Source organism: Streptomyces sp. NPDC016309, assembly GCF_043077235.1.
Classification (GTDB): Bacteria; Actinomycetota; Actinomycetes; order Streptomycetales; family Streptomycetaceae; genus Streptomyces.
This window is the reverse complement of the sequence record NZ_JBIBSG010000005.1, coordinates 252,915-267,008: the sequence shown is the minus strand read 5'-3', so window position 1 is coordinate 267,008 and position 14,094 is coordinate 252,915. Positions and strand designations below refer to the sequence as shown.

General features: G+C 71.4%; 11 protein-coding genes. 10 read left to right on the top strand and 1 reads right to left on the bottom strand.

Annotation, left to right across the window (positions count from 1 at the left end; all coding sequences use genetic code 11):
• Positions 1-111: 111 nt before the first annotated feature.
• Complete coding sequence (locus ACF068_RS14870) at positions 112-702, bottom strand: TetR/AcrR family transcriptional regulator (protein ID WP_392274628.1); 591 nt, start codon at positions 700-702, stop codon at positions 112-114.
• A 76-nt stretch (positions 703-778) separates the two neighbouring features.
• Between ACF068_RS14870 and ACF068_RS14865 the strand changes: the two genes are divergently transcribed.
• The 10 genes from ACF068_RS14865 to ACF068_RS14820 all read left to right on the top strand — a co-directional run bounded on the left by ACF068_RS14865 (position 779) and on the right by ACF068_RS14820 (position 14,085).
• Positions 779-2,395: a carboxyl transferase domain-containing protein gene (locus ACF068_RS14865; RefSeq protein ID WP_392274871.1), complete on the top strand. Its 1,617-nt coding sequence runs from the start codon at positions 779-781 to the stop codon at positions 2,393-2,395.
• Between the two features lie 7 nt (positions 2,396-2,402).
• The gene (locus tag ACF068_RS14860; RefSeq protein ID WP_392274627.1) at positions 2,403-4,457 is read left to right on the top strand and encodes an acetyl/propionyl/methylcrotonyl-CoA carboxylase subunit alpha; all 2,055 of its coding nucleotides are present in this window, start codon (positions 2,403-2,405) and stop codon (positions 4,455-4,457) included.
• Complete coding sequence (locus ACF068_RS14855) at positions 4,454-5,407, top strand: hydroxymethylglutaryl-CoA lyase (protein WP_392274626.1); 954 nt, start codon at positions 4,454-4,456, stop codon at positions 5,405-5,407. The genes ACF068_RS14860 and ACF068_RS14855 overlap by 4 nt, the downstream gene beginning before the upstream one ends.
• Before the next feature lie 3 nt (positions 5,408-5,410).
• Complete coding sequence (locus ACF068_RS14850; protein WP_392274625.1) at positions 5,411-6,571, top strand: acyl-CoA dehydrogenase family protein; 1,161 nt, start codon at positions 5,411-5,413, stop codon at positions 6,569-6,571.
• 178 nt (positions 6,572-6,749) lie between these two features.
• A complete protein-coding gene (locus tag ACF068_RS14845; protein ID WP_392274624.1) occupies positions 6,750-7,793 on the top strand; it encodes an ABC transporter substrate-binding protein in 1,044 nt (347 codons plus the stop codon).
• Between the two features lie 4 nt (positions 7,794-7,797).
• Positions 7,798-8,643 carry a siderophore-interacting protein gene (locus ACF068_RS14840; RefSeq protein WP_392274623.1) on the top strand — a complete coding sequence of 282 codons (846 nt, stop codon included), beginning with the start codon at positions 7,798-7,800 and terminating at the stop codon, positions 8,641-8,643.
• A gap of 397 nt (positions 8,644-9,040) precedes the next feature.
• Positions 9,041-10,483 carry a pyridoxal phosphate-dependent decarboxylase family protein gene (locus ACF068_RS14835; protein ID WP_392274622.1) on the top strand — a complete coding sequence of 481 codons (1,443 nt, stop codon included), beginning with the start codon at positions 9,041-9,043 and terminating at the stop codon, positions 10,481-10,483.
• Entirely contained in the window at positions 10,467-11,738 is a 1,272-nt protein-coding gene (locus ACF068_RS14830) for a lysine N(6)-hydroxylase/L-ornithine N(5)-oxygenase family protein (protein WP_392274621.1), read from the top strand. Before ACF068_RS14835 ends, ACF068_RS14830 begins: the two co-directional genes overlap by 17 nt.
• Complete coding sequence (locus ACF068_RS14825) at positions 11,735-12,304, top strand: GNAT family N-acetyltransferase (RefSeq protein ID WP_392274620.1); 570 nt, start codon at positions 11,735-11,737, stop codon at positions 12,302-12,304. Before ACF068_RS14830 ends, ACF068_RS14825 begins: the two co-directional genes overlap by 4 nt.
• Positions 12,301-14,085: an IucA/IucC family protein gene (locus tag ACF068_RS14820; protein ID WP_392274619.1), complete on the top strand. Its 1,785-nt coding sequence runs from the start codon at positions 12,301-12,303 to the stop codon at positions 14,083-14,085. Before ACF068_RS14825 ends, ACF068_RS14820 begins: the two co-directional genes overlap by 4 nt.
• Positions 14,086-14,094: the final 9 nt, after the last annotated feature.

Below are 14,094 nucleotides of genomic sequence, written 5' to 3'. Positions count from 1 at the left end.
CGATCCGGGCGAGCCTGCCATGGGCCGGTCCTCTCTGCACCCGGCCCATGCCACACCCCTGGCGCGGGGTACGGGAGGCGCCACACCGTGCGGACCCCCGGCCGTTCCCCCTCAGGCCGCCGGGGGCTCACCCAGGGAGCCGAACGCACCGTGGGCAAGGCGGCGCAGCAGGGCCTCCATGGCGGTGCGGCCGAGAAGGCCGATGTGGGGGGTGGAGTTGAGCAGGCCGAACACGGCGTGGACGGTGGCCCTGGCCTCCGCCTCGGGGGGCGCCGGGTACAGCTCGCGGACCACCGTGACCCACAGCTCCAGGTACTGCCGCTGGAGCTGGCGGACCCTCTTGCGGTCGCTCTCCCGGAGGCGGTCCAGCTCGCGGTCGTGCAGGGTGATCAGGGGGCGGTCGTCGAGCGCGAAGTCGATGTGCCCGTCGATGAGCGACCCGAGGAGCGCCCCGGGGTCGCCCGCCGCCTCCCGTACGCGTCGCCGGCCGCCGTCGAGGAGCCGCTCGCTGATGCCGACCAGCAGCTCGGCCAGCATGGCGTCCTTGCCGGGGAAGTGCCGGTAGAGGCCGGGACCGCTGATGCCGACGGCGGCGCCTATCTCGTCGACGCCCACACCGTGGAAGCCGCGCTCGGCGAAGAGGCGTGCGGCCTCCTTGAGGATCTGTTCGCGGCGCGTCGGGGCGTCGGTCCTGGTGCTCATGGATTGATTCTAGACAAGGCGGTTAGCGGTCGTTAACCTGATGGACACACGTTAACGGTCATTAACTGGGGGCATGATGCAGCAGGCGCCCGTGCTGACCAGCACGGCAGATCCGGCCTCCGCCGCCTGGCAGGCAAACGAGGCGGCGCACCACGAGCTGGCCGAGGGGCTGCGCGCCCGGCTGGCCGCCGCCCGGCTGGGGGGCGGTGAGAAGGCCCGCGCCCGGCACACCGCGCGCGGGAAGCTGCTGCCGCGCGACCGCGTCGACACCCTCCTGGACCCCGGCTCCCCGTTCCTGGAGCTCGCCCCGCTGGCGGCCGAGGGGATGTACGACGGCCAGGCACCGGCCGCCGGGGTGATCGCCGGAGTGGGCCGGGTCGCCGGCCGCGAGGTGGTCGTCGTGGCGAACGACGCGACCGTCAAGGGCGGCACGTACTACCCGATGACGGTCAAGAAGCACCTGCGCGCCCAGGAGGTGGCCCTGGAGAACCGCCTCCCGTGCGTCTACCTGGTGGACTCGGGCGGCGCCTTCCTCCCCAAGCAGGACGAGGTCTTCCCCGACCGGGAGCACTTCGGGCGGATCTTCTACAACCAGGCCCGTATGTCGGGCGCGGGCATCCCGCAGATCGCCGCCGTCCTCGGCTCGTGCACGGCCGGCGGGGCGTACGTCCCGGCGATGAGCGACGAGGCCGTGATCGTCCGCAACCAGGGCACGATCTTCCTGGGCGGCCCGCCGCTGGTGAAGGCCGCGACCGGTGAGGTCGTCACCGCCGAGGAGCTGGGCGGCGGCGAGGTCCACTCCCGGACCTCCGGCGTCACCGACCACCTCGCGGAGGACGACGCGCACGCGCTGCGGATCGTGCGGAACATCGTGGCGACGCTGCCCGAGCGCGGTCCGCTGCCCTGGCCGGTGGAGCCGGTCGAGGAGCCCAAGGTCGACCCCGCGGGGCTGTACGGGGCGGTGCCGGTCGACTCGCGCACGCCGTACGACGCGCGGGAGATCATCGCGCGGATCGTGGACGGCTCGCGGTTCCAGGAGTTCAAGTCCGAGTTCGGGCAGACGCTGGTCACCGGCTTCGCCCGGATCCACGGCCACCCGGTGGGGATCGTCGCCAACAACGGCATCCTGTTCGCCGAGTCCGCCCAGAAGGGCGCCCACTTCATCGAGCTGTGCGACCAGCGCGGCATTCCGCTGCTGTTCCTCCAGAACATCTCCGGCTTCATGGTCGGCCGGGACTACGAGGCGGGCGGCATCGCCAAGCACGGCGCCAAGATGGTCACCGCCGTCGCCTGCACGCGCGTGCCGAAGCTGACGGTCGTCGTCGGCGGTTCGTACGGCGCCGGCAACTACTCGATGTGCGGCCGGGCCTACAGCCCCCGCTTCCTGTGGATGTGGCCCAACGCCAAGATCTCCGTGATGGGCGGCGAGCAGGCCGCCTCCGTCCTGGCCACGGTCAAGCGCGACCAGATCGAGGCGCGCGGCGAGTCCTGGTCCGCCGACGAGGAGGAGGCGTTCAAGGACCCGATCCGCGCGCAGTACGAGCAGCAGGGGAACGCCTACTACGCCACGGCCCGGCTCTGGGACGACGGTGTGATCGACCCGCTGGAGACCCGCCAGGTGCTGGGTCTGGCCCTGACCGCGTGTGCCAACGCCCCGCTGGGTGAGCCCGGCTTCGGCGTCTTCCGGATGTGAGGGACTGATGTTCACGACTGTTCTTGTCGCCAACCGGGGCGAGATCGCGGTCCGCGTCATCCGTACGCTGCGGACGCTCGGCATCCGCTCGGTCGCGGTCTTCAGCGACGCGGACGCCGACGCCCGGCACGTACGGGAGGCGGACACGGCGGTGCGGATCGGGCCGCCGCCCGCCGGCGAGAGCTACCTGCGGGTGGACCGGCTGCTGGAGGCGGCCGCCCGCACCGGCGCGGAGGCCGTCCACCCGGGATACGGCTTCCTGGCGGAGAACGCCGCCTTCGCGCAGGCCTGCGAGGACGCCGGTCTGGTCTTCATCGGGCCGCCGGCCTCCGCGATCGCCCTCATGGGCGACAAGATCCGCGCCAAGGAGACCGTGAAGGCCGCCGGCGTGCCGGTGGTGCCCGGCTCCTCGGGAAGCGGGCTGAGCGACGACGAACTGGCGGCGGCCGCCCGTGAGATCGGCATGCCGGTGCTGCTGAAGCCCTCGGCGGGCGGCGGCGGCAAGGGCATGCGCCTCACCCGGGTCGAGTCGGCCCTGATGGACGAGATCGCGGCCGCGCGCCGCGAGGCGCGGGCGTCGTTCGGCGACGACACGCTGCTCGTCGAGCGGTGGATCGACCGGCCCCGGCACATCGAGATCCAGGTGCTGGCGGACGGGCACGGCAACGTCGTGCACCTCGGCGAGCGCGAGTGCTCCCTCCAGCGCCGGCACCAGAAGATCATCGAGGAGGCCCCCTCCGTCCTGCTGGACGAGAAGACCCGGGCCGCGATGGGCGAGGCCGCCGTCCAGGCGGCCCGCTCCTGCGGCTACCGGGGCGCGGGCACCGTGGAGTTCATCGTCCCGGGCGGCGACCCGTCCGCCCACTACTTCATGGAGATGAACACCCGGCTCCAGGTCGAGCACCCGGTCACCGAACTGGTCACGGGCCTGGACCTGGTGGAGTGGCAGTTGCGCGTGGCCGCCGGCGAGCCGCTCGGCTTCACCCAGGACGACATCGCGCTCACCGGCCACTCCATCGAGGCCCGCCTCTGCGCGGAGGACCCCTCCCGGGGCTTCCTGCCCTCGGGCGGCACGGTGCTGGCGCTGGCCGAGCCCTCGGGCGACGGGGTGCGGACCGACTCGGGCCTGAGCGAGGGCACCGAGGTGTCCAGCCTGTACGACCCGATGCTGGCGAAGGTCATCGTCCACGGGCCCGACCGCCCCACCGCGCTCCGCAAGCTCCGGGCGGCCCTCGCGGACACGGTCACCCTCGGCGTCCCGACCAACGCCGGTTTCCTGCGCCGGCTCCTCGCCCACCCGGACGTCGTGTCCGGCGACCTGGACACCGGGCTGGTGGAGCGGGACGCCGAGGGGCTGGTCCCCGGGGGCGTACCGGAGGAGGTGTACGCGGCGGCCGCGCTGGTGCGGCAGGCGGAGCTGGCCCCGCCCGCCGGCCCCGGCTGGACGGACCCGTTCTCGGTGCCGAGCGCCTGGCGCCTCGGCGGCGCCCCCGCCTGGACGGCCCACCACCTCCGGATCCCGGGCCACGAGCCCGTGACCGTGCGGGTGCGGGGCACCGCCGGGGACGCGGAGCTGCTGCTGCCGTCCGGCGACGGCGGGGCGGCGGACGAGGGAGCGGGAACCACCGGCGCCCCGGCGGCCGGGGCGCCGGCGTCCGCCGGGCGGCGGGCCCGGCTGGTGGCGCTCACCGCGAGCACCGCCACCGTCGAGGTGGACGGCCTCACGCACGCCTTCCACCGCGCCGGGAGCTGGCTGGGCCGGGACGGGGACGCCTGGAACGTCCTGGACCACGACCCGGTGGAGGCCTCCCTCGGCCGGTCGGCGCACGCCGGGGCCGAATCGCTGACCGCGCCCATGCCCGGGACGGTCACGGTCGTGAAGGTCGCCGTGGGCGACGAGGTGACGGCCGGACAGGGGCTGGTGGTGGTCGAGGCCATGAAGATGGAGCACGTCATCTCCGCCCCGCACGACGGCACCGTCGCCGAGCTGGACGTCACGCCCGGGACCACCGTCGCCATGGACCAGGTGCTCGCCGTGGTGGTTCCCAAGGAGGAGCGATGACCACCGGACTGCCCATGACCGTGCCCGCGCCGGGGCTGCCCGCCCGTGTGCGGATCCATGAGGTCGGTGCGCGCGACGGCCTCCAGAACGAGCAGGGTGTCGTCCCGACCGAGGTGAAGGCCGAGTTCATCCGGCGCCTCGCCGGCGCCGGACTGACCACCATCGAGGCGACCAGCTTCGTCCATCCCAAGTGGGTGCCCCAGCTCGCCGACGCCGAGCGGCTGTTCCCGCTCGTCAGCGACCTCGAAGGGGTGCGGCTGCCGGTCCTCGTGCCGAACGAGCGCGGTCTCGACCGGGCGCTGGCGCTCGGGGCGCGGGAGGTGGCCGTGTTCGCCAGCGCCACCGAGTCGTTCGCGAAGGCCAACCTCAACCGCACGGTCGACGAGGCGCTCGCCATGTTCGACCCGGTCGTCACCCGCGCCGTCGAGCACGGCCTCACCGTGCGCGGCTACCTCTCCATGTGCTTCGGCGACCCCTGGGAGGGCCCCGTCCCGGTCGACGAGGTCGTCCGGGTCTGCCGGCGGTTGCGGGACATGGGCTGCGACGAGCTGAGCCTGGGCGACACGATCGGCGTGGCCACCCCCGGCCACGTCACCCGGCTGCTGACCGCGCTCAACGAGGCGGGCGTCCCGACGGACGCGCTGGCCGTGCACTTCCACGACACCTACGGCCAGGCGCTCGCCAACACCCTCGCCGCCCTCCAGCACGGCGTCACCACGGTCGACGCCTCCGCCGGCGGCCTCGGCGGCTGCCCGTACGCCAAGTCCGCCACCGGGAACCTCGCCACCGAAGACCTCGTGTGGATGCTCCACGGCCTCGGCATCGACACCGGGGTCGACCTCGGCCTGCTCACCGCCACGAGCGTGTGGCTGGCCGGACAACTGGGCCGTCCCAGCCCGTCCCGCACCGTCCGCGCCCTCGGCGGCGCGGCCTCCCACAAGGAGTCCTGAGTCATGTCCCTGGACCACCGGCTCTCCCAGGAGCACGAGGAACTGCGCCGCACCGTGGAGGAGTTCGCCCACGAGGTCGTCGCCCCGAAGATCGGGGACTTCTACGAGCGCCATGAGTTCCCGTACGAGATCGTCCGCGAGATGGGGCGGATGGGCCTGTTCGGCCTGCCCTTCCCCGAGGAGTACGGCGGCATGGGCGGCGACTACCTCGCCCTGGGCATCGCCCTGGAGGAGCTGGCCCGGGTCGACTCGTCCGTCGCCATCACCCTGGAGGCGGGCGTCTCCCTCGGCGCGATGCCGGTGTACCGGTTCGGCACCGAGGAGCAGAAGCGGGAGTGGCTGCCGCGCATGTGCTCCGGCGAGATCCTGGGCGCGTTCGGGCTGACCGAGCCGGAGTGCGGCTCGGACGCCGGCGGCACCCGCACCACGGCCGTGCGGGACGGCGACGAGTGGGTCATCAACGGCTCGAAGTGCTTCATCACCAACTCGGGCACGGACATCACGGGCCTGGTCACGGTCACCGCCGTCACCGGCCACAAGGACGACGGCCGCCCGCTCATCTCCTCCATCATCGTCCCCTCCGGCACCCCCGGCTTCACGGTCGCCGCGCCCTACTCCAAGGTCGGCTGGAACGCCTCCGACACCCGCGAGCTGTCCTTCTCGGACGTGCGCGTCCCGGTGTCCCACCTGCTGGGCGAGGAGGGGCGCGGGTACGCCCAGTTCCTCCGCATCCTCGACGAGGGCCGCATCGCCATCTCGGCGCTGGCGACGGGCCTGGCCCAGGGCTGCGTGGACGAGTCGGTGAAGTACGCCAAGGAGCGGCACGCCTTCGGGCGGCCCATCGGCGACAACCAGGCCATCCAGTTCAAGATCGCCGACATGGAGATGCGGGCGCACATGGCGCGCATCGGCTGGCGGGACGCCGCCTCCCGGCTGGTGAGCGGAGAGCCGTTCAAGAAGGAGGCGGCGCTGGCGAAGCTGTACTCCTCCACGGTCGCGGTCGACAACGCCCGTGAGGCCACGCAGATCCACGGCGGCTACGGCTTCATGAACGAGTACCCGGTGGCCCGGATGTGGCGGGATTCCAAGATCCTGGAGATCGGCGAGGGCACCAGTGAGGTCCAGCGCATGCTGATCGCCCGGGAGTTGGGCCTGTCCGCCTGACCTCCCGTACGTCAGGCGGGGCCGCCGTCACCCGGTGACGGCGGCCTCGCCGCGTCCGGCCTCCGGTCGCGTGCTCCATCCCACACGGGGGCACCCTCTGGACATCGCGTGAGGTTAGGCTAACCTACCCTCGAACTTGCCCAGTGGCCGAATACGGCCGTACGAAAGCGACTCCGCCATGTCCAGCAACGCCCGAGCCACCTCCCTCACCCGTCGCGGTCTGCTCGCCGCTGGCGGCGCCGTCGGGCTCGGCGCCGCGCTCGTCGCGTGCGGTGGCGGAAAAGACGACAAGGGCTCGGCCAAGGCCGAGGGGAAGTCCGGCCCCTGGAAGTTCACGGACGACCGCAACAAGGCGGTGGAGCTGAAGTCCACCCCGAAGAACATCGTCGCCTTCATCGGTACCGCCGCCGCGCTGTACGACTACGGCATCGAGGTCAAGGGTGTTTTCGGTCCGACGACCGTCAAGGACCCGAAGACGGGCAAGGAGAAGGCCGACATCCAGGCCGGCGACCTCGACGTCACCAAGGTGAAGAACCTCGGCAACGTCTGGGGCACCTTCAACATCGAGGAGTACCTGAAGCTCGAGCCCGAGCTGCTGGTCTCGGCGATGTGGGACAAGGACGTCCTGTGGTACCTGCCCCCGCAGTCCCACGACAAGATCGTCAAGCTGGCGCCGACCGTCGCGCTGTGGGCCGCCAACACCACGATGCCGAAGGCCCTGGCGCGCCACGCCGAGCTGGCCGAGTCGCTGGGCGCGGACCTGAAGGACAAGAAGACGGTCGACGCCAAGGCCCGCTTCGAGAAGGCCGCCGCCGCGCTGCGCGCCGCCGCCAAGTCGCGGCCCGAGATCCGCGTGATGATCGGTTCGGCCAGCGCCGAGCTGTTCTACGTCTCGCTCGCCAAGATGTCCGCGGACACCGCGTACTTCGAGGAGCTGGGCGTGAAGTTCGTGAAGCCGAAGGTCAACGCGCAGGGCTACTTCGAGGAACTGAGCTGGGAGAACCTCGACAAGTACCCGGCCGACATCATCATGATGGACAACCGCAGCCAGGCCATCCAGCCGGCCGACCTGAAGTCCAAGCCGACCTGGACGCGACTGCCCGCCGTCAAGGCCGGCCAGGTCGTCCCGCGCTTCACCGAGCCGATCTACTCCTACGACAAGTGCGCCGTCCTGCTGGAGGACCTCGCCAAGGCGATCCAGAACGCCAAGAAGGTGGCCTGACCCGGTGTTCGCCTTCTTCTCCCTCCAGGTGGCGCGGACGCGGCGGCTCGGCCCGTCGCTGGTGCGGGTCACGTTCACCGGGGCCGGCGGCGAGGAGCTGAAAGGTTTCGTCTCCGGCGGCCGCGACCAGAGCCTGTCGCTGTTCCTGCCCCACCCGGGCCAGCCCCAGCCGGTGATGCCGCCGGTGGTGGACGGGGACCTGTACGGCGCGCTCGGCGCGTGGCGGGCCATGCCCGACGACGTACGGGCGGTGATGCGCTCGTACACCGTGCGCGGGCAGCGCACGGCCGGTGACGGGGGCGCCGAGGTGGACATCGACTTCGCCCTGCACGAGGACGGCGGGCCGGCCTGCCGCTGGGCCGCCGGAGCGGCACCGGGGGACCGGGTGGTCGCCCTCGGGCCGACGGCGGCCGACAACACCGGTGTGCGCTTCCGGCTGCCGGAGGACGCCGACGAGGTGCTGATCTGGGGCGACGAGACGGCGCTGCCCGCCGCCTCGGCGATCCTGGAGGAGCTGCCGGCCGGGACGAGGGCACGGGTGTGGCTCGAAGTCCCGTACACCGCCGACCGCCTGGAGCTCGCCACGGAGGCGGACGCGACCGTCACCTGGCTGGTCCGGGAGGAGGGCGCGCCCGCCGCGGTCGACGCGGTACGGGCCGCCGAGCTGTCGGGCTCGGCCCCGTACGCCTGGATCGCGGGCGAGGCCGGCTCGGTGAAGGCGCTGCGCCGGCACCTGGTCAACGAGCGCGGCATCGACCGCCGGCGGGTCACCTTCGTCGGCTACTGGCGCAAGGGCCTGAGCGAGGACGCCCTTCGCGAGGTCCCCGACACGACCGAGGACGAGTCCTAGGCAGTACGCCGGAACCGGCGCCGTCCGCCCGGAGGGCGGGCACAGGAGCGGTCCACCCGCGACCGTGACGGCCGCGGTACCGCGATCCCGCGGTCCGTCGGCCGGAGCACCCGTCCGGAACGGCCCCGTGGCACCGCGCCACGGGGCCGCCCGGACGTCCGTGCCCGCCCGTACCGCGGGCACCCCGGCTCCGGGACCCGGCGCGCCGTCGCCCCGCGACGGCGGTGGTACGGCGGAAGGTCGGGAGCAACGGCCGTGCCGTACGGGGCTGGTGAGGCACCTGGGGCCGTTGCGGTTTCAAATTAGGTTAGGCTAACCTTACTTACGCCACGGCGCCTCAACCCCCTTCCTGTCCCCTGAGGGCCGTTCAAGTCCCCGTACCCGGGAGGACAACCGCATGCGCTCGCACCTGCTCAATGACGCGACAGCCGATCAGTACCGGCGTTCCGTCACCGAAGGAGTGGAGCGGGTGGCGAACCGGCTCGCCTCCACCCGGCGGCCGTTCACCGGCGTCACGCCGGACGAGCTGGCGCCCCTCGTCTCCGCCGTCGACCTCGACAAGCCGCTCGGCGACGCCTCCGCCGCCCTCGACGAGCTGGAGCAGGTCTACCTCCGCGACGCGGTCTACTTCCACCACCCGCGCTACCTGGGCCACCTCAACTGCCCGGTCGTCATCCCCGCCGTCCTCGGCGAGGCCGTCCTCTCGGCCGTCAACTCCTCGCTGGACACCTGGGACCAGAGCGCCGGCGGCACCCTCATCGAGCGCAAGCTGATCGACTGGACCACCGGCCGCATCGGCCTCGGGCCGGCCGCCGACGGCGTGTTCACCAGCGGCGGCACCCAGTCCAACCTCCAGGCCCTGCTCCTGGCCCGTGAGGAGGCCAAGACGGACGACCTGGCGAAACTGCGCATCTTCTCCTCCGAGTGCAGCCACTTCAGCGTCCAGAAGTCGGCCAAACTCCTCGGCCTGTCCCCGGACGCCGTGATCGCCGTCCCCACCGACCGCGACAAGCGGATGCAGTCCGTCGCCCTCGCCGCCGAGCTGGAGCTGTGCGCCGCCCAGGGGCTCACCCCGATGGCGATCGTCGCCACCGCCGGCACCACCGACTTCGGCTCCATCGACCCGCTCCCGGAGATCGCCGAGCTCGCCGGCCAGTACGGCGCCTGGATGCACGTCGACGCCGCCTACGGCTGCGGACTGCTCGCCTCCCCCACCCGCCGTCACCTCCTCGACGGCATCGAGCGGGCCGACTCCGTCACCGTCGACTACCACAAGTCCTTCTTCCAGCCGGTGAGTTCCTCCGCCGTGCTGGTCCGTGACGGCGCCACGCTGCGGCACGCCACCTACCACGCGGACTACCTCAACCCCCGGCGCACGGTGGAGGAGCGGATCCCGAACCAGGTCGACAAGTCGCTCCAGACCACCCGCCGCTTCGACGCGCTCAAGCTGTGGATGACCCTGCGCGTCATGGGCGCCGACGGCGTCGGGCAGCTCTTCGACGAGGTGTGCGATCTGGCCGCCGCCGGCTGGGACGTGCTCGCCGCCGACCCGCGCTACGACGTGGTCGTCCGGCCGTCGCTGTCCACCCTGGTCTTCCGCTACATCCCGGCCGCCGTCACCTCCCCCACAGAGATCGACCGCGCCAACCTCCACGCCCGCAAGGCGCTGTTCGCGTCGGGCGAGGCGGTCGTCGCCGGTACGAAGGTGGACGGCCGCCAGTACCTGAAGTTCACCCTGCTCAACCCCGAGACGACCGTGCACGACATCACCGCCGTCCTCGACCTGATCGCCGGCCACGCCGAGCAGTACCTTGGAGAAAACCTTGTCCACGCCTCGTGACGTCCACGATTTCATCGGTATCGGACTGGGTCCGTTCAACCTCGGTCTCGCCTGCCTGACCGAGCCGATCGAGGAGCTCGACGGCCTCTTCCTCGAGTCCAAGCCCGGATTCGAGTGGCACTCCGGGATGTTCCTGGAGGGCGCCCACCTCCAGACGCCGTTCATGTCGGACCTGGTCACCCTCGCCGACCCGACGTCGCCGTACTCGTTCCTCCAGTACCTCAAGGAGAACGGCCGGCTCTACTCGTTCTACATCCGCGAGAACTTCTACCCGCTGCGGACCGAGTACAACGACTACTGCCGCTGGGCCGCCGGCAAGCTGAGCAGCGTCCGCTACAACACCACGGTCGAGACGGTCGAGTACGACGCCGCCGAGGAGCTGTACGCGGTCCGCACGACCGCCGGCGACACCTTCCGCGCCCGCCACCTCGTCCTGGGCACCGGCACCCCGCCGTACATCCCGGAGGCCTGCGAGGGGCTGGAGGGCGACTTCCTCCACAACTCGCGCTACCTGCCGAACAAGGAAGCGCTCCAGAAGAAGAAGTCGATCACCCTCGTGGGCAGCGGCCAGAGCGCCGCCGAGATCTACTACGACCTGCTGAGCGAGATCGACGTCCACGGCTACCGCCTCAACTGGGTCACCCGCTCCCCCCGCTTCTTCCCGCTGGAGTACACCAAGCTCACGCTGGAGATGACCTCCCCGGAGTACGTGGACTACTTCCACGCCCTCCCCGAGGCCACCCGCTACCGCCTGGAGACCCAGCAGAAGGGCCTGTTCAAGGGCATCGACGGCGAGCTGATCGACGCGATCTTCGACCTGCTGTACCAGAAGAACCTCGGCGGCCCCGTCCCCACACGGCTGCTCACGAACGCGTCGCTCAACAGCGCGACGTACGAGAACGGCACGTACACGCTCGGCCTCCGCCAGGAGGAGCAGGGCAAGGACTTCGAGATCGAGACCGAGGGCCTGGTCCTGGCCACCGGCTACAAGTACGTGACCCCCGCGTTCCTGGAGCCCGTGCGCGACCGGATCCGCTGGGACGGCCAGGGCCGCTTCGACGTCGCCCGCAACTACTCCATCGACACCACCGGCCGGGGCATCTTCCTCCAGAACGCCGGTGTGCACACCCACTCGATCACCAGTCCCGACCTGGGCATGGGCGCCTACCGCAACGCGTACATCATCGGTGAGCTGCTGGGCTCCGAGTACTACCCCGTCGAGAAGTCCATCGCGTTCCAGGAGTTCGCAGTATGAGCACCACCAGCACCACCGGTACCGCCACCGCCGTCGGGACCTTCACCTTCCGCCCGCTCGACCCGCTCGTGGACGGCGAGCTGGTCCACTCCTGGGTCACCCACCCCAAGGCCGGGTTCTGGATGATGCAGAACCACACCGTCGCCGACGTCGAGCGCGAGTACATGGCCATCGCGGCCGACGAGCACCACGACGCCTTCATCGGCCTGCGCGACGGTGAGCCCGCGTTCCTCATGGAGCGGTACGACCCGGCGAAGGCGGAGCTGGTCGGGCTGTACGAGGCGCGCCCCGGCGACGTGGGCATGCACTTCCTGGTCGCCCCGACCGACACCCCCGTCCACGGCTTCACCCGCGCCGTGATCACCGCCGTGATGGAGGAGCTGTTCCGGGACCCGGCGACCGCACGGGTCGTCGTCGAGCCCGACGTCCGCAACACGGCCGTCCACGCGCTGAACGCGGCCGTCGGCTTCGAGATAGCCGAGCGGATCGCCAAGCCGGAGAAGGACGCCTACCTGAGCTTCTGCACCCGGGAGCAGTTCCGCGCCGCCGTGGGGGCCGCCCGATGAGCGCCGCCCACCCCATGGACCCCGTCGCCCACCTCACCCCCGAGCGCTGGGCGCACGCCAACCGCCTCCTGGTCCGCAAGGGCCTCGCCGAGTTCGCCCACGAGCGGCTGCTCACCCCCGAGCCCCTGGGCGAGGACCGCTACCGCGTGCTCAGCGACGACCGCACGACCGAGTACCGCTTCACCGCCGAGCGGTTCGCCCTCGACCACTGGCAGGTGGACGCCGGCTCCATCAGCCGCCACCAGGGCGGGGAGGAACTGCCGCTCGACGCGCTGCGGTTCATCATCGAGCTGCGCGGCTCCCTGGGCCTGAGCGACGAGATCCTCCCGGTCTACCTGGAGGAGATCTCCTCCACCCTCTCCGGTACGGCGTACAAGTCGGCCAAGCCGCCGGTGCCGGCCGCCGAGCTGGCGAAGGCCGGTTTCCAGGACGTCGAGACGGGCATGACCGAGGGCCACCCGTGCTTCGTCGCCAACAACGGGCGGCTCGGCTTCGGCATCGACGAGTACCACGCGTACGCGCCGGAGGCGGCGAACCCGCTGCGGCTCATCTGGCTGGCCGCCCACCGCGACCGCACCACCTTCACCGCGGGCGCGGGCATCGACTACGACGCCTTCATCCGCGCCGAGCTGGGCGACGCGGCCGTCGACGGCTTCGCCAAGACCCTGGCCGGCCTCGGCCTGGACTTCGCCGACTACCTCCTGGTGCCGGTGCACCCCTGGCAGTGGTGGAACAAGCTGTCCGTCACCTTCGCCGCCGAGATCGCCCAGCGGCGGCTGGTGTTCCTCGGCGAGGGCGACGACCGCTACCTGGCGCAGCAGTCGATCCGGACGTTCTTCAACACCGACGACCCGGCCAAGCACTACGTCAAGACGGCCATCTCGGTCCTCAACATGGGCTTCATGCGCGGCCTCTCCGCCGCGTACATGGAGGCCACCCCGGCCATCAACGACTGGCTGGCGAACCTGATCGACGGCGACGACGTCCTGAAGGCGGCCCGCTTCTCGATCATCCGCGAGCGGGCCGCGGTCGGTTACCGCCACCTGGAGTACGAGGCCGCCACCGACCGGTACTCCCCGTACCGCAAGATGCTCGCCGCGCTGTGGCGCGAGAGCCCGGTGCCGACGATCGAGGACGGCCAGCGCCTCGCCACCATGGCGTCGCTGCTGCACACCGACCACGAGGGCGCGTCGTTCGCCGGCGCGCTGATCGCCGAGTCGGGGCTGGCGCCCACCGAGTGGCTGCGCCGCTACCTGGACGCGTACCTGCTGCCGATCCTGCACACCTTCTACGCCTACGACCTGGTGTGGATGCCGCACGGCGAGAACGTGATCCTGGTGATCGAGGACGGTGCGGTCCGGCGCGCGATCTTCAAGGACATCGCCGAGGAGATCGCGGTGATGGACCCGGACGCGGTGCTGCCGCCGGCCGTGGAGCGCATCCGGGTGGACGTGCCCGAGGACACCAAGCTGCTGTCCGTCTTCACGGACGTCTTCGACTGCTTCTTCCGCTTCCTGGGCGCGACGCTCGCCGCCGAGGGGGTCCTGGACGAGGACGACTTCTGGCGGACGGTCGCCGAGTGCGTCAGGTCCTACCAGGAGTCCAAGCCCGAGCTGGCGGACAAGTTCGCGCAGTACGACATGTTCGCCGGGGAGTTCGCGCTCTCCTGCCTCAACCGCCTCCAGCTCCGCAACAACAAGCAGATGGTGGACCTGGCGGACCCCTCCGGCGCGCTCCAGTTCATGGGCACGCTGGTGAACCCGATCGCGCGTTTCGCGTGACCCACGGGC

Bases quoted from the DNA above. Each gene is read 5' to 3' on its own strand.
- ACF068_RS14870 (WP_392274628.1), bottom strand. From the start codon at position 702: ATGAGCACCAGGACCGACGCCCCGACGCGCCGCGAACAGATCCTCAAG.
- ACF068_RS14865 (WP_392274871.1), top strand. From the start codon at position 779: ATGCAGCAGGCGCCCGTGCTGACCAGCACGGCAGATCCGGCCTCCGCC.
- ACF068_RS14860 (WP_392274627.1), top strand. From the start codon at position 2,403: ATGTTCACGACTGTTCTTGTCGCCAACCGGGGCGAGATCGCGGTCCGC.
- ACF068_RS14855 (WP_392274626.1), top strand. From the start codon at position 4,454: ATGACCACCGGACTGCCCATGACCGTGCCCGCGCCGGGGCTGCCCGCC.
- ACF068_RS14850 (WP_392274625.1), top strand. From the start codon at position 5,411: ATGTCCCTGGACCACCGGCTCTCCCAGGAGCACGAGGAACTGCGCCGC.
- ACF068_RS14845 (WP_392274624.1), top strand. From the start codon at position 6,750: ATGTCCAGCAACGCCCGAGCCACCTCCCTCACCCGTCGCGGTCTGCTC.
- ACF068_RS14835 (WP_392274622.1), top strand. From the start codon at position 9,041: ATGCGCTCGCACCTGCTCAATGACGCGACAGCCGATCAGTACCGGCGT.
- ACF068_RS14825 (WP_392274620.1), top strand. From the start codon at position 11,735: ATGAGCACCACCAGCACCACCGGTACCGCCACCGCCGTCGGGACCTTC.
- ACF068_RS14820 (WP_392274619.1), top strand. From the start codon at position 12,301: ATGAGCGCCGCCCACCCCATGGACCCCGTCGCCCACCTCACCCCCGAG.